This is a genomic window from Nocardia sp. NPDC059240, from assembly GCF_042753865.1.
Lineage (GTDB): Bacteria > Actinomycetota > Actinomycetes > Mycobacteriales > Mycobacteriaceae > Nocardia.
The window spans coordinates 298,359-318,835 of the sequence record NZ_JBHZAC010000007.1 but is presented as its reverse complement, the minus strand read 5'-3'; the positions used below and the strand labels follow the sequence as shown (position 1 = coordinate 318,835).

The window sequence follows — 20,477 nt, the reverse complement described above, 5'->3', positions numbered from 1 at the left end:
ATTCGCTGCCGTGAGTAATCCGATGAACAACCCCCGCGCCGGCTTGGCCTGGGAACGATACGTCTACGCCAATTCCCGCGCCTGGCACTGGCTACGGATCGCGGTCCGGGTCGGCGGCGCTTTCTTCCTGGTCACGCTGCTGTGGCTGACCTACACCGTGTTGGCCTGAGGTGCCCCTGTGCGAATCGTCTGCCTGAACTGCCTGGCGGAGTTCAAATTCGACTCCGCCCGCCGCTCCTGGATCTGGGTGCTGCGCCAGCCCAACGGCGCCTTCGCCACCCGGGTCGCGGACTATTCGCGGCGACTGGATCGGCGTTGCCCCAACGGTTGTGAGATCGACGAGGAGATCCTCGACCATCCGACCACGGTGATCGGTTTCGTCGGCGAATCCGCCTCGTCCAAAACGCATCTCATCGTGTCCATGATCTATTCGGTCATGAACGATCCGATGCTGGCCCGGGAATGGTCGATCGTGCCGTCGCGCCGATCCACCAAACTGCTGGCGGCACTGGAGAACACGCTGATGAACCGGCAGGCCATCGGCTACACGCAGAAGCGCGGGTACGTCGGCGCGCAGATGCAGCGGCAGGAGAACGGCATCGGCCCGGTGGGCGCGCCGCAGCCGCCGCGCCCGCCCATGCCGCCGCAGAACCAGACCCAGACCCAGTCGCACGCCTGGAGCGGCTGGCAGGTGCGCACCCCGATCCTCATCAAGTTCACCTCGCTGGCCACCCGCCGCACCGTCAATCTGGCCTTCGTGGATGTCGCGGGCGAGGATGTCGCCGACGCCGAGATCGCCGCCAAGGTGAGCCCGCACCTGGCGGTCGCCGACTTCATCTGGTTCGTGGTGCCTTCCACCCTGAACAAGCAGTACCTGGCGATGATGCGCGAGCATGCGGGCCCGGCCAACGAGGAGAGCCTCAGCAACAACGTCGAGCATTCGCAGACGGTGGGCCGCACCAAGATGATGATCGATCAGATCGCGAAGCTGTGGCGCACCGCCAACAGCTACCCGCTCGAACTGCCGATCGAGCCACCGCGCCTGCATGTTTCGACGATCGTCGCGAAATCGGATCTGCTGTCGCTGATCAGCCTGCCCGAGGTCGGCATCGTCGCGCCGCCGCCGGATTGGGCCGACAGTCCCTACAGCCTCAACGGCGCGGGCAACCTGTATCAGCCGGGCCAGATCGCCTACCGCTCCGACGCCACCAGATCGCTGGTGCGCAAACTGTTTCCGGCCGTCGATTCGACCCTGTCGATCCATTTCCCGCACAACCGCTACTTCCCGGTCTCGGCCGTCGGCTGCGGCAAGCGGGCCGACAATACCTATCCGGTGTTCAAGCCGTTCGCGGCCGTCGACCCGGTCATCCACATGCTCAACCTCATCGACCACCTACGGGCCGACCGATGACGGGTTTCGCCCAACTCCTGTGCGGCTGGGCCGTGGTAACCCTGGAATCCTCCGGGACCGGCGTGGGTGTGGTCGCGCGCTCCGGAAACTGGCCCGCCGCACTGGGTTCCACCACTCGCGAGCTCGGGCCGCTGATCAGCTGGGACGGGTCACCGGCCGCGCCGGACGCGCTCGCGCTGGAATTCGCCCTGGTACGGGGACTGGCGGTGGCGCTGCTGAAGACGCCGTCGAATGCCCGGCCCGGCACCTGTGTGGCGCATCTGGTCGCAGGGGAACGCGGCATGCTCGACGGCGCGACGGCCCTTGGCCTCTACGACTCAGGGGCCTTCCGCACCGCCCTCGACGATCCCGGATACCCCACCGACGGCTGGGAAACCCAGCCGAAACCCCTGGAACACAACGGTTTCGACTCCGCCGCCGACGCCTACGTCGAACTGGAGTGGCTGCCCGCCCTGCTCGGCTACACCCTCGCGCACCTGTCCGGTCGCGGGCCCGCCGTCGAACTGCGCGTCGAGCACGGCACCGACGCGGTCGCCATGCTGCGCGCCCTCTACGGCATGCTGCCCCGTAACAGCCTGCGGGACTTGACCTTCTGCACCTCCGACACCCCGAGCTCGGAGTGCGCGATCATCACGGTGACCCACGACGGGCACCCACCGGCGGCCGCCGGCCGCCGCATCGTCACCCCGGGTGACCCCGGCGACGAGTCCGATCCTTTCGTGCAGCTGGGCCGGCAGATCGTCGGCCACCGCCGCGCCGGTCTCGCACTCCCCGAAACTCTCAGCACCGCACAGGAAATCGGTCACTGGTGCTACCGCCTGCACCTGCGCGCGCTGGGCCCCGACGAGCTCGACGACGACCATCTGGCCGAGGTGATCACCGATCCCGAGCTGAGCCCGGACTGGTTCCACGACCGCGCCGTCGCCACCCGCGCCGTCCAGCTCGCCGTCGGAAGGCCCAGCGTGGCACGGGCGCTGGCCCGGATGGAGCATCGTCCCGGGGTGCGGAAGACCTTCGAGAAGGTCCTCACCGAGCGCGTCATGAACGACACCCGCGACCGCACCCACACCGTCGAGGTGGCCCGCCAGCTCGGTTTCGATCTCACCGAGGTGGTGGCCGACGCCGCCCGGCGGCGGCTGGAAGGAGGCCACGGACAGCTGTCGGCCACCGACGCGGCCGTGGTGTGGCCGCGCCTGCACACCGACTGGGTCACCGGAAACCCCAAGCGCCGCAGAGTCATCGCCGGATATCTGACCCGCCACCGGGCCCTGCGCGAGTACGCCCTCGGTTCGCGGGATCGCGCGCTGGCGCACAAGGCGCTGCGCGCCGAGGTCGACGATCAGGGCGTCCCGACCGGCAGCAGCCATCTGCTGCACAACGCCATGTACGCGCAGCTCGGCATCGTCGCCCAGGTCGCGGTGGACGTCGCCTGCGACGGGCGCGATCGCTATGCGCTGGAACAGATCCTGACCTGCGCGCCGTCCGATCGCCTGCCCGCCCTCGTCGCCGAATGCGCCCGCTACCCCGCCCTCGATGCCCGCGACCTGATGCGGGCGCTCACCCTGACCCGCTCCGATCCGGCCGAGTTGGCCGAGGCGCTGCGGCCCGGTTGGCGCGACCTGCGCCGGGCCCTGGAACTCCCGGGGTCGATCGAGGACCTGGTGGTGCTGGATGCCGCCCCGGCGCGGGACGAGACGCCACGCGGCGGAATCCGGATGCCGCGCAAGAGCTTCGGCCGCAGGAACGGGAAGGACTGGTCACCGGCCGACCTGTCGGCGCTGCTGCGGTCCCCCGACGATCCGATCGACTTCGATATCGCGCGTGAAACAATGTCCGCCGCACTGAATTCCGATCCCGAGTACGTCGTCGACCGCCTGGTGGCGCGTACCCGTTCCGCCGACGGGGGGCCGATCCTACGGCGCTTGCTCGCCGTCACCCCACCCGACCAACTGCCCGCCCTGGTGACCGCCTGCGCCCGCCATTGGGACCTGTCCCCGGCCACCCTCCTGGACGCGCTGGCAGCCCTCGAACTGCCACCCGCCGAACTCGCCGACGCCCTGACCGGCGGCTGGCCCTGGCTCCGTAACCGCCTGGATCTTCCCCCGGCCGTCGCCGCACTGCTCGCCCTCGACGCCACTCGTGCCGGGAATTCCGCAGCCCGGGACCAGGATTCGCGCCGCGGCTGGCAGTTCTGGCGCTGACATCGCTCAGCTGGGCGACAATGCGCCACCGTGATAGCTGACCGCAGGGTTCCACAGGAAGAACCCGTTGTACCCTGCCGCATACGTCGCGTCGATCTGCGCCCGGACCTCCGCGTCACCGTAGGACACACCGAGACTGAAATCCTGCAGCCACGGAATGATCTGGGCCGCAGTGCCTTCGGTGCGCGCCCGGAAGTCCTGCAGCGAGCGGAAGATGATGTCGTAGGGCTGAGCATTCGGGTTGGCGACGTCGTATTCGCCCGCGTGCCAATGCGAGGGGTACAGCATCGGCGCGAGGAAATCGACATGGCGGGCCATGGACGGGATGTCCTGGGCGATCTCGTCGGGCCGGGTGGCGGCGATGCCGAAGACCGCCGCGCCCAGCGAGGCTCCGGCCTCGTGGATCGGCCCCTCGATATCGCGCAGGAAGTTGGCCACCGAATCCGACGGCGACTCGATCAGCCCGGGGAACTGCATGCCCGCCAGATTGCCGTCGGGGCGGCGGATGTAGTCGTACATGACGCCGTCGAAGCCCAGGTGTCCCGCTTCCACCGCGAGATCCCGGTTGTAGGAACGGATTTCGGGGCTGGCGAAATTGGTGAAGGCGATGGCGCCGTAGCCGCTGGAGTACGGCCCGCCACCCTGGTTCTGGATCACCCAGTCCGGATGCCCGTTGTGCCAGGCCCAGCCGGCCAGGGTGGGGTCGCGGAAGGCGACGATGCGGCCGACCACCTTCACACCCATGTCGTGCAACTGCTTCAGCGCGGCAGGTGCGTCGTAGATCGGGTTGACCGCACCGGATTCACGCGCCAGCGGCACCTGCGAGTCGTAGCCGACCACCCCGTCCTCGTCCTTGATGTCGAGCTGGACGGTGTCGATGCGGCCGGTCCGCGCGAGGTCCAGGACGGCCTCGCGCATGGGGTCGTAGGCCCAGGCGTAGGCGGTGACGTGGACGGCCCGGATGCGCGGCAGGGTGACTCCCACCCGCACCGGAACCTCCGCCTTGTCGCCCGCGGCGTTGGTGGCCACCAGGATGGTGTCGAGGGGCGCGTGCGGCAGGGCCAGTTCGAAGGTTCCGTCCGCGGCGACCGGTACCGACCGGTCGCCCACCGACACCTGCTTCGCACCGAGCGCCTTGCCCCGCACCGTAACCGGATCCCGGTAGGAGGTGGCGGCGGATAGCGGCGACAGTTCCAGCTGCGGAGGCCGGGACACAGTGGCTGCCGACGGCCGGCTGCGACCGTAGACGAACATCACCGTGGTGAACACCAGGACGAGCACCGCACCGAGCGCGAGCAGGGCGGACCGCCGACGGCGGATCGCCCGAAGTCGCATGAGCAACGTACACACCAACTTCCACAGACGCCTGTTCCGCATCACTATTACCCCAGCGCGCAGATGACAACCGTATTTCGCCGAGATCAACTCAAAACCGTTGTCTCCGCGTAGCGTTGCGGCAATGAGGGCGTGGGCCATGTTCCGAATGGTCACGGCGGCGCTGCTGTGCGCGACCGCCACCGCATGCGGGGGGTCGACCGCCACCGCGCCCCCGCCGACCACCACGCCGACCCCGGCCGTGCGTCCCCCGGACCCCGCCGCCGTCGCCGCCAACGAACTCGGCCAGATCCCCATCCTCATGTACCACCGCATCGAGGCCGAACCGGGCAGCGAATACGACCAGACCCCAACGAAATTCACCGCGGAACTGAACCGGCTCTACGCCGACGGCTACCGCCCGATCACTCTCGCCCGCTACCTCTCGGGCGTCATCGACCTCCCCGCGGGCACCCACCCGGTGGTCCTCACCTTCGACGACTCCACCCGCCCCCAGCTCACCCTCACCGATTCCGGTGACCCCACCCCCGACTGCGCGGTCGGCCTGCTCGAGCAATTCCATTCCAGCCACCCGGATTTCGCCGCCACCGCGACCTTCTACCTCAACAACGACCCGTTCGGCGACGACCCGCGCGCCCTCCCCTGGCTGGTCCACCACGGCTACGACATCGGAGCCCACACCGCGACCCACCCGAATCTGGGCCGCCTGAATGCCACCGACGTACAACGCGAACTGGTCCAGAACGTCCGCGCCATCCTCACCGCGGTCCCAGGCACCGCCATCCCCTCCATGGCACTCCCTCTGGGCGTGTACCCCGCCGACCACGCCCTCGCCACCGCGGGCACCTGGGACGGCACCCCCTACCACTTCGACGCCGTCCTCCTCGTCGGCGCGAACCCGGCCCCCTCCCCCGCATCCGCCACCCTGGACCCGACGGCCCTCCCTCGAATCCGCTCCGGCCGCACCCCAGTCCCCTTCGACTCCACCTACTGGCTCGACTGGTTCGCCGCCAACCCCACCGCTCGCTACACCTCCGACGGCGACCCCGCCCAACTCTCCTTCCCCCGCGCCCTCGCCGACCAGTTGGCCACTCGCTGGTCATCCACTGCCCAGCCCTACTGATTCAGTGGGTGAGGACGGCGTCCCAGGTGGCGGGGAAGTCGTAAAGCCAGGCGAGGGGGTCGGCCCTCCCCCTTCCGGACCTGCGGCCCACGAAGTGCGGGAAGATCACGTGGTCGCGGATCAGGCGGCCGACCGGGCCCGCCGCCTTGCTGTCGCCGGTCTTCCTGCCCCAGGCCACTACCCGCTCCACGCGCGGGCGGCGCAGGTCTTCGAAGGAGGTGAACGCGCCCGTGATGGAGGGTCTTTCGGTGAGGGCGCGGGCCAGCACGACGGCATCCTCGAGCGCGAGGGAGGCACCCTGGCCCGCCGATGGTGAGGCGGCGTGCGCGGCATCGCCGAGGATGATCATGAGGTTGCGGTACCAGGCGGGGACTCTCGGGAAATCGTAGGTGCCGTACGGGGTGGCCAGATCCGGTGTGTGGGCGACGATATCGAGGATCGGCCCGCGGTCACGGGCGAAGAGGGTGGTGAGCCGATCACGAATGTCCATGGCGGACAAGCCCTGCGGGGTGGGCTCGATCCGCTCCGGGAGGTTGGCGAACCACCAGATCGACTTGTCGGGATGCACCACGTAGCCGAAGAAGGCGTGCCGGCCGAAGATCAGGTTCAGCTCCCCCGGCGGGGTGTGGACGCGCAGGCCGCGCGCGTAGCCGCCGGTATTGAGCAGACCGGTGTAGCGGGCCGGTGGCGAAGTGTCGCAAATGATCTCGCGGGTGCGTGAGCGCAGGCCGTCGGCTCCGATGAGGAGGTCGCCGATCGCCGAGCTGCCGTCCGCGAAGAAGGCCCGCACCATCTCGCCGTTGGAGACCGCGTCCAGCAGTCGCCGGTCGTGCTGGATATCGATGTCGCGGCGCAGCGCCTCCTCGCGCAGCGCGCAGTAGAGGTCACTGCGCGTGATGGTGCGCGCGGTGCGGCCGTCGGGCAGCATCGGGCCGTAGGGAAAGGCGGCCAGCAGCTTGCCCGCGCCGCTGGTGATGGCCATGTCGGGGGTGGGGAATCCGCTGTCGAGACAGTGCCGCAGCCCGAGGACCTCCAGCGCGGCCTGACCGTTGACGGCGACGGTGAGGAAGCCGCCCACGGCTTCCGCTGTCTCGGAACGGCTTTCGTAGACGGTGGAGCTGATGCCCGCCCGTTGCAGGGCCATGGCTGTGACGGGGCCTGCTATGCCCGCGCCGATGATGAGTGCGTGTCTCATGAAAACCGAGTCTGGGCGCGGAATCCGACCGCATCCAGCAAGGATTCGCATCGTCGACCGTAAGGATTTCTTCGGTTCACAGGAACCTCACGGTTGCGGGGTTAGGCTCGGAATCGTGCTACATCCCTGGCGTTTACGCCTGCTGGTGGAGCTGTCGGAGCGGGGCACCATCGCGGCGGTCGCCGAGGCGCTCTACATCACCCCGGCCGGGGTGTCGCAGCAGCTGGCGACCTTGGAGTCCGAGGCCAGGACCCCGCTGCTGGAACGCTTCGGCCGGCGGGTCCGGCTCACCGAGGCGGGTGCCGTGCTGGTCACCGCCGCCAAGGAGATCCTGGCCGATATCGAACGCGCCGAAAGCGATCTGGAGCAACTGCGCGGCAACGTCTCCGGCACGCTACGGGTCAGCTGTGTGCCCACCGCCTCGGCGGCGGCGGTTCCCGCCGTCGCCCGGCTGCGGGCGCGACATCCGGACCTCACCCTGCACCTGGAACAACGGGAGACACCCGACGCCGTGCGGGCGTTGAAACTCGGCGAGATCGACCTGGCCGTCGTCGACTCGTTCGGCGACGCGGAACCCGCCGATGATGCTGCCCTGCACCGAATTCCACTCCTCGACGATCCACTGGTCGTCATGGTCGGCGACGGGCACCCGCTGGCCGGGCGGGAGTCACTGAGTATCGCCGAGCTGGCCGAGGAGAACTGGGTGCTGTGCGAGGAGCCCACACCCTGGTGTGACTTCCTGGTCTCCCTGTGCCGCGCCGCGGGTTTCGCGCCGAACGTGGTGGCCCGCTCCCGCAGCGTCGATTTCTCGGCGGCCTATGTCGAATCCGGTGACGCCGTCGCCGTGCCGTCCCGGCTGTTGATGCGCGACATCCACCGCAATGTCACCGCGATCCCGCTGCGTCCCACCACCATCCGGCACCTCGCGCTGGTATTACGCAAGACCGCGACCGCCAGCCCGACCGTGTCGGCGACGGCAGCGGCGCTCACGCACGTGTTCGCCGAGGAGCGCTAGGACTCAGCAGCCCAGGCAGCCGGGCGGGATGATCTCGCACCACCAGGGTTTCGGGGCCGGGATGGGGGCGTTCGGGTCGCCCGCTCCCGAGACGACCCAGTCGCCTTGCACGCTGACGTCGCGGCCGTCCAGGGGACGGCTGGCGGGTCCGGCCGCCACCGAGCCGTCGAGGTTGAACTTGCTGCCGTGACACGGGCAGTTGATGGTGCCGCCGGAAATATCGTTGACCGCGCAGCCCAGGTGGGTGCAGATCACCGAGAGGCCGACGAAATTGCCCGCATTCGGCTGCGTCACAACCGTATTGCCGACGATCACACCGCCGCCGACCGGGATATCACCGGTCCGAGCGATGGCATTGTCGGGCGCGCCCGGCTCGGTGACGGTCACCGGTGCGGGCTCGGTCGCCTGTGGCTGTTCGGCTGCCGGGGCGACCGGCGCGGCGGGAGCCGGGCCCGCGATCAGTTGGCCGTCACGGACATTCACCTCGCGTTGCGCCAGGCCACGGGTGGCGGGGCCGCGGACCAGGGAGCCGTCGAGCGCGAATTGGCTGCCGTGGCAGGGACAGCTGATGACGCCGCCCGAGATGGCGTTGACCGCGCAGCCCTGATGCGGGCAGACGGTCGAAAACGCCAGGTAGCTACCGGCATTCGGCTGCGTGACGACGGTATCGCCGAGAATCACGCCGCCGCCGACCGGAACCTGCGAGGTGCCGGCGAGGACCGTACCGTTCAACGGCACCGGACCCGGTTGCGCGGCAGGCGCTTCCGTGGTCGAGGGCGGCGGGGCCACGGTCGTGGTGGGCGGTGCGGCCGTGGTCGTGGTGGCCGCCGCGGCGGAGGTGGAGGCGGCAGGTGGCGAGGCCGCGCGCTGACTCGTGCACGCGGCCGCCGCCATCACCACCCCCGCCGCGACGACGATCTCTCTCCGCCCTACCTGATCGACACCCATGGTGACCTCGATTGCTCGCCACGCCGTGACCACGATTACTCGGCACGCCGATGTCGGTGAAACGACCCAGCACCTGATCCGGTTCGATCCCCGCGACCGTCGCATCTGTGTCACGGTGGAGATCGTGTTCGGCGAGCGCATGGCAACGATGAGATGGCGGCCCGGATCCGGCCGCTTGGTGACGGTGATGGCCGTCTGTTTCGGCCTGACGGTGGTGATCACCCGGCTGTATCTGATGGCCTCGGGCTATCCCAAGATCGGCGGCAAGACCTATCACATCGCGCATGCGCTCTTCGGCGGATTGCTGCTGGTCATCGCGTGCCTGGTGATGTTCCTGTTCGCCGGGCGGGCCGCGCTGAACACGGCCGCGGCATTGTCCGGAGTCGGCCTGGGCCTGTTCATCGACGAGGTCGGCAAGTTCATCACCTCCGACAACGACTACTTCTTCCCGCTCGCCGCGCCCATCATCTACCTGGCCTTCCTGCTGATCGTGCTGGTCGCCCGCTACGCCGCCCGCAACCGAAAACGCCCGCCCACCCTGGTTTTGGCCGACGTCACCGGTCAGGTCGCGATGGACCTGGGCAGCCCGATCACCGTCGAACAGCGCAACACCCTGCTCGACACCCTCGGCACTATCGACCGCAGCGGCTTCACCCCCGACACCGTCGCCCTGGCCGACGCCCTCGACACCTACCTGCGCACCACCCACGAACGCGCGGTGCCGTCCCGCTTCGCCCGGCTGAGCAGTGCCTACCGGCGCGCCGAGGACGCCCTGCTGCCGCGCCCGGTGCTGGCGGGCGTGCTCATCACCGTGCTCATCGGCCACGCCGTGTGGACCCTGCTGCGGCTCGTGCTGGCGCTCATCGTCATCTCCGGATGGCATTCGCCGTGGACCGCGGTCAATCACTTCCTCGACGTCACCCAGAACCACGGCTGGAAAGCGCTCGTGGGGTTGGGGATCGCGGCGGTGGCCGAAGTACTGGTCGGCATCGGCTGCGCGGTGGCGGCGGTGGCGTGGATTCGCGGCCGCGCCGATATCGGCGTCCGGCTGGGCATCTGGTCCAGCATCATCTCGCTGACCTTGGTGAACGTACTCGCGAGTTATTTCAGCCAATTCCTCACCGTGTTCACCGCCATAGCCGAAGCCCTCCTGCTTTGGCTCCTCATCCGCTACCGCACGCGATACTGTTCGGTGTGAGCGCATTTCGGCACAGCCCTGCCCTGGCGACGTCGAAGGGGCGTGTTCCGCGCAATGCCGAACTGCTGCTGTGCGTGGCCGCACTGGCCCTGACGGCCTTCGCCTATCTGGCCATGACCTCGGCCACCGGCAACGGCTTCGACGCCCAGAGCATCCGCGCGCTGGCCGTTTTCACGGTGTTCGTGCTGGTGTCGCATCTGGCCGTCCGGCGCTGGGCACCGACCGCCGACCCGGTCCTGCTGCCGTGCGTGGTGCTGCTCAACGGCATCGGCCTGGTTCTCATCGACCGGCTCGACCGCGCCGAGGCCACCGCCGCCAAGAACGCGGGCAAGGCCATTCCGTCCTCGGATTCGGCGCATCAGCTGATCTGGACCGGCCTGGGCATGCTGCTGTTCGTGCTGGTGCTGGTGTTCGTCCCCGACCACACCAAACCCGCGCGCTTCGGCTACACCATGGGTCTGGCCGGGGTGGTCGCGCTGCTCATCCCCGCCCTGCTGCCGTCGCGCTTCAGCGAGGTCAACGGCGGCAAGAGCTGGATCCTGTTGAGCGGATTCTCGATTCAGCCCGGCGAGTTCGCCAAGGTGGCGCTGATCATCTTCGTGGCCGCCTTCCTGGTCGCCAACCGCGAGCTGTTCACCAATGCCGGAACCCGCTTCCTGGGCATGACCATGCCGCGCCTGCGGGATCTGGCCCCGCTGCTGCTGGTCACCTTCGTCGCGGTGATCGTGCTCGTCTACGAGAAGAACCTGGGCTTCTCGCTGTTGGTGTTCGGGACCGTGCTGGCCATGATGTACATCGCCACCGGGCGGGCCTCGTGGCTGCTCATCGGCCTGCTGTTCTTCATGGTCGGCGCGTTCATCGCCTACGAGCTTTTCGGGCATGTGCGAGTGCGGGTGGACGTGTGGAAGGACCCGTTCGCCACGTATTACACGACCGGATATCAGATCTCGCAGGGCCTGTTCGGCATGGGCACCGGCGGGCTGGCCGGAACCGGACTGGGCAGCGGACGGCCGCAGGACGTGCCGTTCGCCAAGACCGACTTCATCATCTCCACCATCGGCGAGGAGCTGGGCCTGATCGGCCTGGGCGCGGTGCTGGCGCTGTTCCTGATCCTCTGCATCCGCGGCTTCAGCGCCGCCCTGACCACCCGCGACGCCTTCGGCAAACTGCTCGGCGGCGGACTGGCGTTCTCCATCGGCTGGCAGCTGTTCGTGGTGGTCGGCGGTGTCACCAAACTGATTCCGCTGACCGGTCTCACCACCCCGTTCATGTCCTACGGTGGTTCCTCGCTGCTGGCCAACTACATCATTCTGGCGCTGCTCATCCGCATCTCCGCCGATGCCCGCTCGGCCCCGCCGCCGCCCACCCGGCCGGTCCCGGTGGTCCCGCCGCTCGCCGACGCCATGACCGAACACGTCTCGCGCCGCCTGCTGCCGCGCCGCCGCTGACCCGCCGGAAAGCGGCGTACGAATCCCGTTGTGCTGTCGGCGGTCACGAATCGGAGGATGCTGGTCCGGGTGACCTCTCCGAACCCAGCGGTCAGCCGGACCGCACTCGACAATGTCCGAGTCTTCGACGGCAGCGCCTTCAGCGAACCGACCACGGTCGTCATCGACGGCGCGGTGATCGGCACCGACGACACCGGGGCCGAGCGCATCGACGCGGGTGGCGCGTTCCTGCTCCCGGGCTTCATCGACGCCCACGTGCACATCGCCGATGCCGAGACCCCGTCCCGATTCACCGCTTTCGGCGTCACCACGGCGCTGGACATGACCTGTGACCCCGCCATCGTGGCCGGACTGCGCAATACCGTCGGCACCACCGATGTCCGCAGCTCGGGCATGTGCGTCGCCGGGGCCGACGGCATGCACGGCCAGTTCCTCGGCGACGCGGTCATCATCCGCAGCGCGGAGCAGGCCGAACCCATGGTGGCGCAACGCCATTCGAGCGGATCCGACTACATCAAGCTGATCCTCGAATCCCCCGGTGAGGGCGGTCCCGACGCGGCGTGCGCGAAAGCCGTTGTCGCCGAGGCGCACGCGCGTGATCTGCTGGTCGTCGCGCACGCCGCCTCACCGGGCGCGTACGCCGCGGCACTGGACGCGGGCGTGGACATCATCACCCATGTGCCCGCGGGATTCCCGCTGCCGCCACACGATGTCGAGCGGATCGCCGCCGAGGAACGCGCCGTCGTGCCGACCCTCACCATGATGGAGGGCATGGTCGCCGCGAACGGCGTCCCCGAGGCGTTCGCCGCCGCCCTCGCCAATGTCGGCGCGCTGCATGCCGCGGGCATCCCCGTCCTCGCGGGCACGGACGCCAACGCCTCCCCCGGCGTCCCCTGCAACCCCGCTTTCGGCGAAAGCCTGCACAACGAACTGGAGCTTCTGGTCCGCGCCGGGCTCTCGACCGCGGATGCCCTCAATGCCGCAACCGCCCTGCCCGCCCGCCACTTCGGCCTGACCGACCGCGGCGCGATCACCCCCGGCCTGCGTGCCGACCTGCTGCTGCTGGACGCCGACCCCCTCGCCGACATCACCGCGACGAAGTCCATTCGCCGCGTTTGGTCCGCCGGAATCCCCGTCGCACTGTAGATTTCATGATCAGGGAGCTCGCATCGCGGAATTCTGCCCGTTTCTCCGCGGTGATAGCTCCCTGATCTTGTCCGGCCATGCCGGCCTCCGACTGGACACCTGCCCGATATGGGCCAGCGGCCTACTCGAGCCATCGAATGCCCCCAACTTCCTGGGCTTTCGCCGCCGCGGATAGTGTGGGTGACCTGGGTCTCACTTCTCGGCAAGCGGAATTGCCATGCCGTTGCTACCGTGGGCCGGATCGCCGTTCCGCAGAGCTGCCGGGCTATTCGGGCGGTGGGTGAACATCGTTCGAATGCTGAGAGGGCGGCGTCGATGGTCGGGCCGATTGCTGTCTGGACAAGACCTTTACAACGGCGGAAATCCGCTGATACGACAGAATTCCTGCGGATAGTCGAGGAACCCGCGCCGCTGCGGCGCATGCCGCGCTCGCCGCGCGTTCCGCTGGCGCCCGCCCAGGAGCGCATGTGGCACGCGGCGGCCTGCGGGCAATCCGCTGACTGGAATGTTGCTCGCGCGTTTCGAATTCGCGGCTCCATCGTGAATTCTCTCGCGCTGCGCGCCGCCATCGATGACGTCGTGCGGCGACACGCCCCGCTGCGCACCTGCTATCCGGCGACCGCCGACGGACCGATCCAGATGGTCCTCGACGCCGATGTGGCACGGGTCGAGGTCCAGGTCGTCGACAGCTTCCCGGGTGAGCTGACCGAGCGCATCGCCGAATTCGCGGGCCGAGCCTTCGATCTCGGGTCCGAGCTGCCGATCCGCGCCCGCATCTTCCGGCTCGGCAGCCGAGATGTGGTGCTGACCCTGGTGATCCACCACATCTCACTGGACGGCGCGTCCATGCAGCCGCTGCTGCGTGACCTGGTCACCGCCTACCTCGCCCGCTGCGCGCGCCGGGCACCCAACTTCACTCCCCTGGCGGTCGACTACATCGACTACACGCTGTGGAAGCACGAGTACCTGGGCGCGTTCGACGATCCGGGCAGCCGGGCCAGCAATCAACTGCGCTACTGGGCCAACAATCTCGTCGGCCGCCCCACCCCGCTCGACCTGCCGTACGACAGACCGCGTTCCGAGCGCACCGACGCCGCCGGCGACCTCATCCAGATCCGCTTCGACCCGACGCTGCACGCGGCCCTGCTGGCCCGGGCCCGGCAGGGCGGCGCGAGCCTGTTCATGCTGCTGCAGACCGCCTTCGCGCTCAGCGTCGCCACCTTCGCCAAGTCCCCGGACGTGACCGTCGCGACCGCCGTCTCCGGCCGCGACGACCCGCTGCTCGCGGACCTGGTCGGCAATCTCGCCGACGATGTCCTGCTGCGCATCCGCCTGGACCGCGCGACCGATATGAACGACCTCATCGACCAGGTCCGCAAGGTCGCGTTGGCCGCTTTCGCGCATCCCGACACCCCGAATCCGCGGTTGCTGCGCAGTCTTCCGCAGGATCCGGCGCACCCGCTGTTCCAGGCCACCCTCATCCTGCAGCGCGCCGACGCCGCCCCACCCGCGGCCGCCGCCACCGGCATGTCCATCACCGATTTCCCGACCGGCATCATCCGCGCCAAGCACGATCTGGAATTCGGCCTCACCGAAAACTACGACCACACCGGCGCGCCGACCGGCATCACCGGGCCGTTCCTGTATCCGATCGCGCGGTTCGACCGGGTCACCGCGACCCGATTCGTCGAAACCTTCAGCGCCATGGTGGAACTCGTGGCCTCCGGCTACGCGGGCCCGATCGCTCCGCTGCTGCACCCGGAACCGCGCCGCCGCAGCCGCCGGACCCACCGGACGCGATAACCGGGCAAGTGCCGGTCAGGCGCGGGCCGCAGCCGTCAAGCCCTGGCGATGCAGCGCACCGCCCGCAGCCTGCCGTCGCTCAGACCCTGCGCGAGGTGCTCGACCTTCGTCGCGAAGTCGGGGACGAAGGCTTGCAGCCCAACGGGATTCGGTGGTGCCGCCAGCACCATCCGCATGACCGCGCCCGCCTGCTCGGTGAGGTCCTCCCACACCTCGATCGTGAACCCCGTACGCTCAACGGCCGCGCGCAGCACGTCCGGGGTCACCAGGTGACTCTGCTGCGGCCGATCTGCCCACGGCAGCGGATAGCCGGGTGTGCCGTCACCGGCGGTGATATCCCAGAGCGCAAGCAGCCCACCGGTTTCCAGCACCCGATGCGCCTCCCGATACAGCGCATCCTTGTCGGCGATGTTCATCTGCACGTGCTGGCTGAAGACGACGTCGAAACCACGGTCGCCGAAGGGCAATTCGGTGACATCCCCCTGCCGCACCGAGATCAGCCCGTCCAGACCGACCGCGGCATTGAGCCAGCGCGCCGTCTCGCAGTAGTCCTCGGTCAGGTCCACCGAGGTGACCCGACAGCGGTAGGTGTCCGCGATGAAGCGTGCGGTGCCGCCGATTCCGCTCCCGGCGTCGAGCACCCTGCTGTGCGCGGTGAGCCCGGTCAGCTCCACCAGTGCGCCGGTGGCGATCCGGCCCATCGTGTGGAAGTCCTCCACCAGGGTGAGATCCGCGAGTTGTAGCCGGTCCGGGTCGCGTCCGGCATTGCGCAGCGCCTTGTCGATATCGAGCCGCGAGGTGCCCGACGAGTACGGGGAATCCAGCGAGAGGTCGTTCATGTCAGCACTTTCCGATCGAGGTCGGGACCGCGACCAGAAAGTAACCACTGGTCACATCTTCGAGTATGCGCACCTATGTGACCGCCGTCAACATCCGCGTGCGATGCTGAGACCATGAGCCCCTACCACCACGGCGCACTGCGCTCGGCGCTGATCGACGCCGGCGTGGTGCTGGCCGGTGAAGGCGGACCCGACCGCGTGGTCCTGCGTGAGGTCGCCCGCGCGGCCGGGGTCTCACATTCGGCCGCCTACCGCCACTTCGCCGATCGTGAGGCGCTGCTGGCCGAGGTATCCCGGCACGCCCGCGCCGAACTCGCCGCCGAGATGCGGGACCGCATCGGCCGCACCGACGACCCGCGCGGCCGGTTGCACGCTGTCGGCACGGCCTACATCGATTTCGCGCTGACCCGAACCGGCCTCTTCCGCACCGCATTCGGCAACCGGACGGCTACCGCACCGGCCGCGCCCGACGAACCCGCCGACGACCCGCACCGCATCCTCGGACAGGTCCTCGACGAGGCCCTCGCGGCCGGATTGATGGACCCGGAGCTGCGCCCCGGCGCGGACATTGCCGCCTGGTCGGCCGTGCACGGCCTGGCCGCCCTGCTGCTCGACGGGTCGCTGCCGACCAGCCACCGCGAGATCGACGCCGCGGTCTCGCAGGTCCTCGGCCTGGTCAATCGTGGCCTGCTGCACGATGGCCCATGATGGGGGCCGTGACTCGGATCCCGGATTGGCTGCGTCCCTCGCACTGGGGGTTGCGGATTCGCTCGGCCATCGCGGCCGCGCTGACGGTGGGCGCGGTGCTGCTGCTGGCGGCCTGGGCGCTGCTCGGACTACTGAGCCGCTCTTTGCTGCGCGAGACCGATGCCGCCGCTGCCACTCGCGCCGACACCGTCGCGAGCGAGCTGGCCCGCAGCTCGGTCGCGGACCTGCCCGGATCGCTGTTCGACGGGACCGGACAGATCGCGGTGGTGCAGATCATCGACGCGCGCGGTGCGATCGCCCGGGAGTCGAACCCGAAATACGCGACGCCGCTGCTGGATCCGGCGACCGTGGCCGAATCCGACAGCGGCCGCCGTCCGGTCGCACCCTACGACGAGGACCTGCGGGTGGCGGCCCGCCCGGTCACCACGCCCACCGGTCACTTCCTCGTCCTGGTCGGGGGCGACAGCGAACCCGCCGAGCACGCGGTGAAACGGGTCGCGGCGCTGGTCGCGGTGGGCGGGCCGATCGTCGTCGCGGCGGCCGCGCTGGCCACCTATCTGCTGGTGGGCCGATCGCTGCGCTCGGTGGAGGAGATCCGCCGCCGGGTCGCCGGGATCGGCGCAGCCGGACTCGCCGAGCGCGTCCCGGTGCCGGTGGCGCGCGACGAGATCGCGCGCCTGGCCGAGACCATGAACGACATGCTCGCCCGCGTCGAGGCCGGGCATCAGGCGCAACGGCGCTTCGTCGGCGACGCCTCGCACGAGCTGCGCAGCCCGCTCGCAGTGGTCACGGCCGCACTGGAATTGGCGCGCGACCGGCCGGAGACGCTGGACGCCGAACTCATCGACGGCACATTGCTGCCGGAGACCGAGCGCATGCGCCGGCTCATCGACGACCTACTGACCCTGGCCGCCGCCGACGAGAACGGGCTCGAATTGCGCGGCGGTGATGTGGATCTCGACGATATGGCCGCCGAACAGGTACTGGCACTGCGCATGCGCGGCGGCCTCACGGTGCGGTCCGAGATCGACGCGGTACGCGTCGTCGGGGATAGCCCGAAACTCGAACGAGCACTGCGCAATATCGTCGACAATGCCGCCGCGCACGCCCGCACCACGGTCGCCGTCACGGTGCGGCGCGACGGCGCCCTCGCCCGGATGATCGTCGACGACGACGGCCCCGGCATCCCCGCGGCCGACCGTGAGCGGGTGTTCGGCCGCTTCGTGCGGCTCGCGGCCGACCGGGCGCGCGCCACCGGCGGTTCCGGGTTGGGCCTGGCCATCGTCTCGGAAATCGTGGCCGCGCACGGTGGTTCGGTCACGATCGGCGAATCACCGTGGGGCGGGGCCCGATTCGTCATCGCCCTGCCCACCGGCGTCGATCATCCGGTAGCCGACGCCCCGTAGCGTCTCGATGCTGGTGCGGCCGAAGGGCACATCGATCTTCTTGCGCAGATACCCGACGTAGACCTCGACCACGTTCTCCGGCCCGTCGTAGTGGGCGTCCCACACATTGCGCAGGATCTCGGACTTGGTCAGGGCCAAACCCTGGTGCCGCAGCAGGAATTCCAGCAGCCCGAACTCGCGCGGGGTCAGCGTGAGCAGGGTGTCGCCGCGTCGGACCGTGCGGCGCGCGGGATCCAGCACCAGGTCTCCGGCCGCCAGCAGCGCGGGCCGTTGCGGGCTGCGCCGCCGCAGCAGCGCCCGCAGGCGCGCGATCAGCACCACGAACGAGAACGGCTTGGTCAGATAGTCGTCCGCGCCGAGATCGAGCGCGTCGGCCTGCTCGTAGTCGCCGTCCTTGGCGGTCAGCATGAGCACCGGCGTGGTCACGTCGCGGGCCCGCAATCGCCGCAGCACCTCGTAGCCGCTGAGTCCCGGTAGCATGATGTCGAGCACGATCACATCGAAGGCGTCCTCGCTCGCCGCCCACAGTCCGTCCGGCCCGGTGTGCGCGAGCTGTACCACGAACCCCTCGAGCTCGAGCCCGCGCTGAATCGTCCGCGCCAGCCGCTCCTCGTCCTCGACCACCAGCACCCGCACGGCCACCAGCATGCCCGATCACCCGCCGGCGGCGCGCCCGACCGTCCGGTCCAGTCCGTTGTCCGGCTCTCAACGTTCTCTCAGCGATACCGTGGCAACCTCGATGGCATGTTGTCCTCACCACCCGCATCGAAGGAAGCGCCCACGACGACCCGGATGGAAGACCCCGAAGACGGCATGCTCGCCGGCGTGCTCGTCGCGCTCGCGCTGACGGCCGCGATTCTGGTCCTGACCTGTGTGGTGATCTGGTACAACGGCCCGGCCGGACCGGATTCGGCCTGGCTGCAATGGTTCATCGACCATCGCAACGACACCTTGACCCCGATCGCGAAGGCGGTCAGCGCGGCGGGCGACACCACCACGGTCGCCGTCTACTCGCTCGTGGCATGCGTGCTGCTGGCCTGGCGCAAGTACTGGGATCAGGCGGTCCTGGTCGCGGTGGCCGCCGCGGGCGCGGGTCTGCTGACCTACTTCGGCAAACTTCTGATCGGCCGCGACCGGCCCCCGGTGATCGACCACCTGGTCACCGAGACCAATCACTCGTATCCGTCCGGCCACGCCCTCGGCTCGACCGTGGTGATCGGCATCCTGGTGGCCGTCATCCTGCCGCGACTCGCACACCGGATCGCCCGCGTCCTACTGATCGCCGTCGCCACCGTGTTCGTGGTGGCGGTCGGCCTGTCCCGCCTCTACCTGGGCGTGCACTGGCCGACCGACATCCTGGCGGGCTGGCTCATCGGCGCCTGCTGGCTCACGATCTGCCTGACCTTGCGGTCACAGACGCGCCTGGTCACCGACCGCCTGCCGAGTTCGCTGCGCTGATCAGCGCAGCGTGACCGTCGTCGGCAGGCTGGCGAAGCCGCGGTTGTTGGAAGCGTGGATGCGCACCAGCCCTGCCGGGTCGATCTCGAAATCGGAGACGCGGGAAGCGATTTCGGTCAGCGCCGTGCGCAGTTCCAGCAGCGCCAGATTGGAGCCCAGGCAATGGTGACGGCCGCTGCCGAAGACCAGCGACGCGGAGGTGTCGCGATCCAGATCGAAGGTGTCCGGATTCGCGAAGACCTCCGGGTCGCGGTTGGCCGCGCCGGTGAGCAACAGGATGCGGGCGTCGGCGGGAATCGCGACACCGTGCAGTTCCAAAGGCTCGGTCGTGGTGCGCAATTGGGCCTGGGTGGCCGGATCCCAGCGCATCGCCTCGTCGATCCAGTCGTCGATGCGGCCGTCGAGCGCGGCGCGACGCTGCTCGGGATGCAGCGCCGCGGCATGCCAGGCATTGCCGAAGGTGAGCATGCTGGTCTCGATGCCCGCGCCGATGAGCAGGATCAGCACCCCGACGATCTCCTCGGGGGTGAGCCGGTCGTCGCCGTCGGCGGCGTCGAGCAGACCCGAGAGCAGATCGTCCTGCCGCGACTTGCTCCGCTCGATGGTCAGTTCGGTGTAGTAGCCGACCAGTGCGCCGATCGCCTGCATGGCCTCGGGCCGCAGATCGGTCGACTCCTCGTCGGTGTACATGATCTCCATGCCGAGCTTGCGCAGCATCTCGCGATCGCCCTCGGGCACCCCGACCAGTTCCGAGATCACCTCGGTAGGGAACGGCCCGGCGAATTCGGCCATCAGGTCGAAACTGCCGCGCTCCAGCAGCGGTTCCAGCAGGCCGATCGCGATCTCGCGCAGCCGCGGCTGCAGCGACTGCACCCGGTGCGCGGTGAACGCGCGCGTCACCAGGCCGCGCAGGCGGGTGTGCTTGGGCGGGTCCATGGCGACGAAGGAGAAGAACTGTTCGGCCTGCGGTCCCCAGAAGGCGGGTTCCATGCGCAGGCCGTTGCGGCTGGAGTATCGGTCGGAGTCGCGCAGCGCGGCGAGCACGTCGGCATGGCGCGAGAAGGCCCAGAAGTCGTCGTCCGCATTGCGGTAAACCGGGGCCTCGCTACGCAACCTGGCATAGTGGGGGTACGGATCGGCATGGACGTCGAAATCGAATGGGCTGTAGCGCAACATGACGAACCTTCCGGCAAGGCCACGGAGCGGTGGCGGGCCTGGCCGCTACCGGTCCGCAACTGGAGCT

18 protein-coding genes are annotated in these 20,477 nt (G+C 69.1%); 12 read left to right on the top strand and 6 right to left on the bottom strand.

The window, feature by feature from the left end; genetic code table 11:
- The first annotated feature begins 10 nt into the window (after positions 1-10).
- From ACFXHA_RS26570 to ACFXHA_RS26560, 3 genes are read left to right on the top strand one after another with little or no spacing between them, the layout of a single operon-like run.
- Positions 11-169, top strand: coding sequence for a hypothetical protein (locus ACFXHA_RS26570; protein ID WP_379361290.1), 159 nt, complete (start codon positions 11-13; stop codon positions 167-169).
- Positions 170-178: 9 nt separating this feature from the next.
- Complete coding sequence (locus tag ACFXHA_RS26565) at positions 179-1,411, top strand: hypothetical protein (protein WP_379361288.1); 1,233 nt, start codon at positions 179-181, stop codon at positions 1,409-1,411.
- Positions 1,408-3,612 (top strand): hypothetical protein, encoded by a 2,205-nt coding sequence (locus ACFXHA_RS26560; RefSeq protein ID WP_379361286.1) that lies wholly within the window; start codon positions 1,408-1,410, stop codon positions 3,610-3,612. The genes ACFXHA_RS26565 and ACFXHA_RS26560 overlap by 4 nt, the downstream gene beginning before the upstream one ends.
- A 6-nt stretch (positions 3,613-3,618) precedes the next feature.
- Here the strand turns inward: ACFXHA_RS26560 and ACFXHA_RS26555 are convergent, their stop codons facing one another.
- On the bottom strand, positions 3,619-4,989 hold the full coding sequence (locus ACFXHA_RS26555; RefSeq protein ID WP_379361284.1) for a putative glycoside hydrolase: 1,371 nt from the start codon (positions 4,987-4,989) through the stop codon (positions 3,619-3,621).
- An 82-nt stretch (positions 4,990-5,071) separates the two neighbouring features.
- Between ACFXHA_RS26555 and ACFXHA_RS26550 the strand changes: the two genes are divergently transcribed.
- Positions 5,072-6,070: a polysaccharide deacetylase family protein gene (locus tag ACFXHA_RS26550; protein ID WP_379361282.1), complete on the top strand. Its 999-nt coding sequence runs from the start codon at positions 5,072-5,074 to the stop codon at positions 6,068-6,070.
- Position 6,071: 1 nt separating this feature from the next.
- Here ACFXHA_RS26550 and ACFXHA_RS26545 read toward each other — a convergent pair whose 3' ends face one another.
- A complete protein-coding gene (locus ACFXHA_RS26545; RefSeq protein ID WP_379361280.1) occupies positions 6,072-7,265 on the bottom strand; it encodes an FAD-dependent oxidoreductase in 1,194 nt (397 codons plus the stop codon).
- Positions 7,266-7,380: 115 nt separating this feature from the next.
- On the opposite strand from ACFXHA_RS26545, the gene ACFXHA_RS26540 reads away from it, so the two are divergent.
- Complete coding sequence (locus ACFXHA_RS26540; protein ID WP_379361278.1) at positions 7,381-8,280, top strand: LysR family transcriptional regulator; 900 nt, start codon at positions 7,381-7,383, stop codon at positions 8,278-8,280.
- 3 nt (positions 8,281-8,283) lie between these two features.
- On the opposite strand, the gene ACFXHA_RS26535 is transcribed toward ACFXHA_RS26540, so the two are convergent.
- On the bottom strand, positions 8,284-9,228 hold the full coding sequence (locus ACFXHA_RS26535) for a Rieske 2Fe-2S domain-containing protein (RefSeq protein ID WP_379361276.1): 945 nt from the start codon (positions 9,226-9,228) through the stop codon (positions 8,284-8,286).
- Here ACFXHA_RS26535 and ACFXHA_RS26530 point away from each other — a divergent pair.
- From ACFXHA_RS26530 to ACFXHA_RS26515, 4 genes are all read left to right on the top strand, one after another.
- Positions 9,227-10,426 carry a hypothetical protein gene (locus ACFXHA_RS26530; protein ID WP_379361274.1) on the top strand — a complete coding sequence of 400 codons (1,200 nt, stop codon included), beginning with the start codon at positions 9,227-9,229 and terminating at the stop codon, positions 10,424-10,426. The genes ACFXHA_RS26535 and ACFXHA_RS26530 overlap by 2 nt on opposite strands.
- Positions 10,423-11,874 carry an FtsW/RodA/SpoVE family cell cycle protein gene (locus tag ACFXHA_RS26525; protein WP_379361272.1) on the top strand — a complete coding sequence of 484 codons (1,452 nt, stop codon included), beginning with the start codon at positions 10,423-10,425 and terminating at the stop codon, positions 11,872-11,874. The genes ACFXHA_RS26530 and ACFXHA_RS26525 overlap by 4 nt, the downstream gene beginning before the upstream one ends.
- Positions 11,875-11,943: 69 nt before the next feature.
- Entirely contained in the window at positions 11,944-13,020 is a 1,077-nt protein-coding gene (locus ACFXHA_RS26520) for an amidohydrolase family protein (RefSeq protein ID WP_379361270.1), read from the top strand.
- Positions 13,021-13,440: 420 nt separating this feature from the next.
- Complete coding sequence (locus ACFXHA_RS26515) at positions 13,441-14,823, top strand: condensation domain-containing protein (RefSeq protein ID WP_379361268.1); 1,383 nt, start codon at positions 13,441-13,443, stop codon at positions 14,821-14,823.
- Between the two features lie 35 nt (positions 14,824-14,858).
- Here ACFXHA_RS26515 and ACFXHA_RS26510 read toward each other — a convergent pair whose 3' ends face one another.
- Complete coding sequence (locus ACFXHA_RS26510) at positions 14,859-15,662, bottom strand: class I SAM-dependent methyltransferase (protein ID WP_379361266.1); 804 nt, start codon at positions 15,660-15,662, stop codon at positions 14,859-14,861.
- A 114-nt stretch (positions 15,663-15,776) separates the two neighbouring features.
- On the opposite strand from ACFXHA_RS26510, the gene ACFXHA_RS26505 reads away from it, so the two are divergent.
- Together ACFXHA_RS26505 and ACFXHA_RS26500 are read left to right on the top strand one after the other, a co-directional pair.
- A complete protein-coding gene (locus tag ACFXHA_RS26505) occupies positions 15,777-16,370 on the top strand; it encodes a TetR/AcrR family transcriptional regulator (RefSeq protein ID WP_379361264.1) in 594 nt (197 codons plus the stop codon).
- On the top strand, positions 16,370-17,776 hold the full coding sequence (locus ACFXHA_RS26500; protein ID WP_379361262.1) for a sensor histidine kinase: 1,407 nt from the start codon (positions 16,370-16,372) through the stop codon (positions 17,774-17,776). The genes ACFXHA_RS26505 and ACFXHA_RS26500 overlap by 1 nt, the downstream gene beginning before the upstream one ends.
- Here ACFXHA_RS26500 and ACFXHA_RS26495 read toward each other — a convergent pair.
- The gene (locus ACFXHA_RS26495; RefSeq protein ID WP_379361616.1) at positions 17,702-18,412 is read right to left on the bottom strand and encodes a response regulator transcription factor; all 711 of its coding nucleotides are present in this window, start codon (positions 18,410-18,412) and stop codon (positions 17,702-17,704) included. The two genes, ACFXHA_RS26500 and ACFXHA_RS26495, sit on opposite strands and share 75 nt — an antisense overlap.
- A 108-nt stretch (positions 18,413-18,520) precedes the next feature.
- Here ACFXHA_RS26495 and ACFXHA_RS26490 point away from each other — a divergent pair, with 108 nt between their 5' ends.
- Positions 18,521-19,234: a phosphatase PAP2 family protein gene (locus ACFXHA_RS26490; RefSeq protein WP_379361260.1), complete on the top strand. Its 714-nt coding sequence runs from the start codon at positions 18,521-18,523 to the stop codon at positions 19,232-19,234.
- Here ACFXHA_RS26490 and ACFXHA_RS26485 read toward each other — a convergent pair whose 3' ends face one another.
- On the bottom strand, positions 19,235-20,410 hold the full coding sequence (locus ACFXHA_RS26485; RefSeq protein ID WP_379361258.1) for a cytochrome P450: 1,176 nt from the start codon (positions 20,408-20,410) through the stop codon (positions 19,235-19,237).
- Positions 20,411-20,477 lie beyond the last annotated feature (67 nt).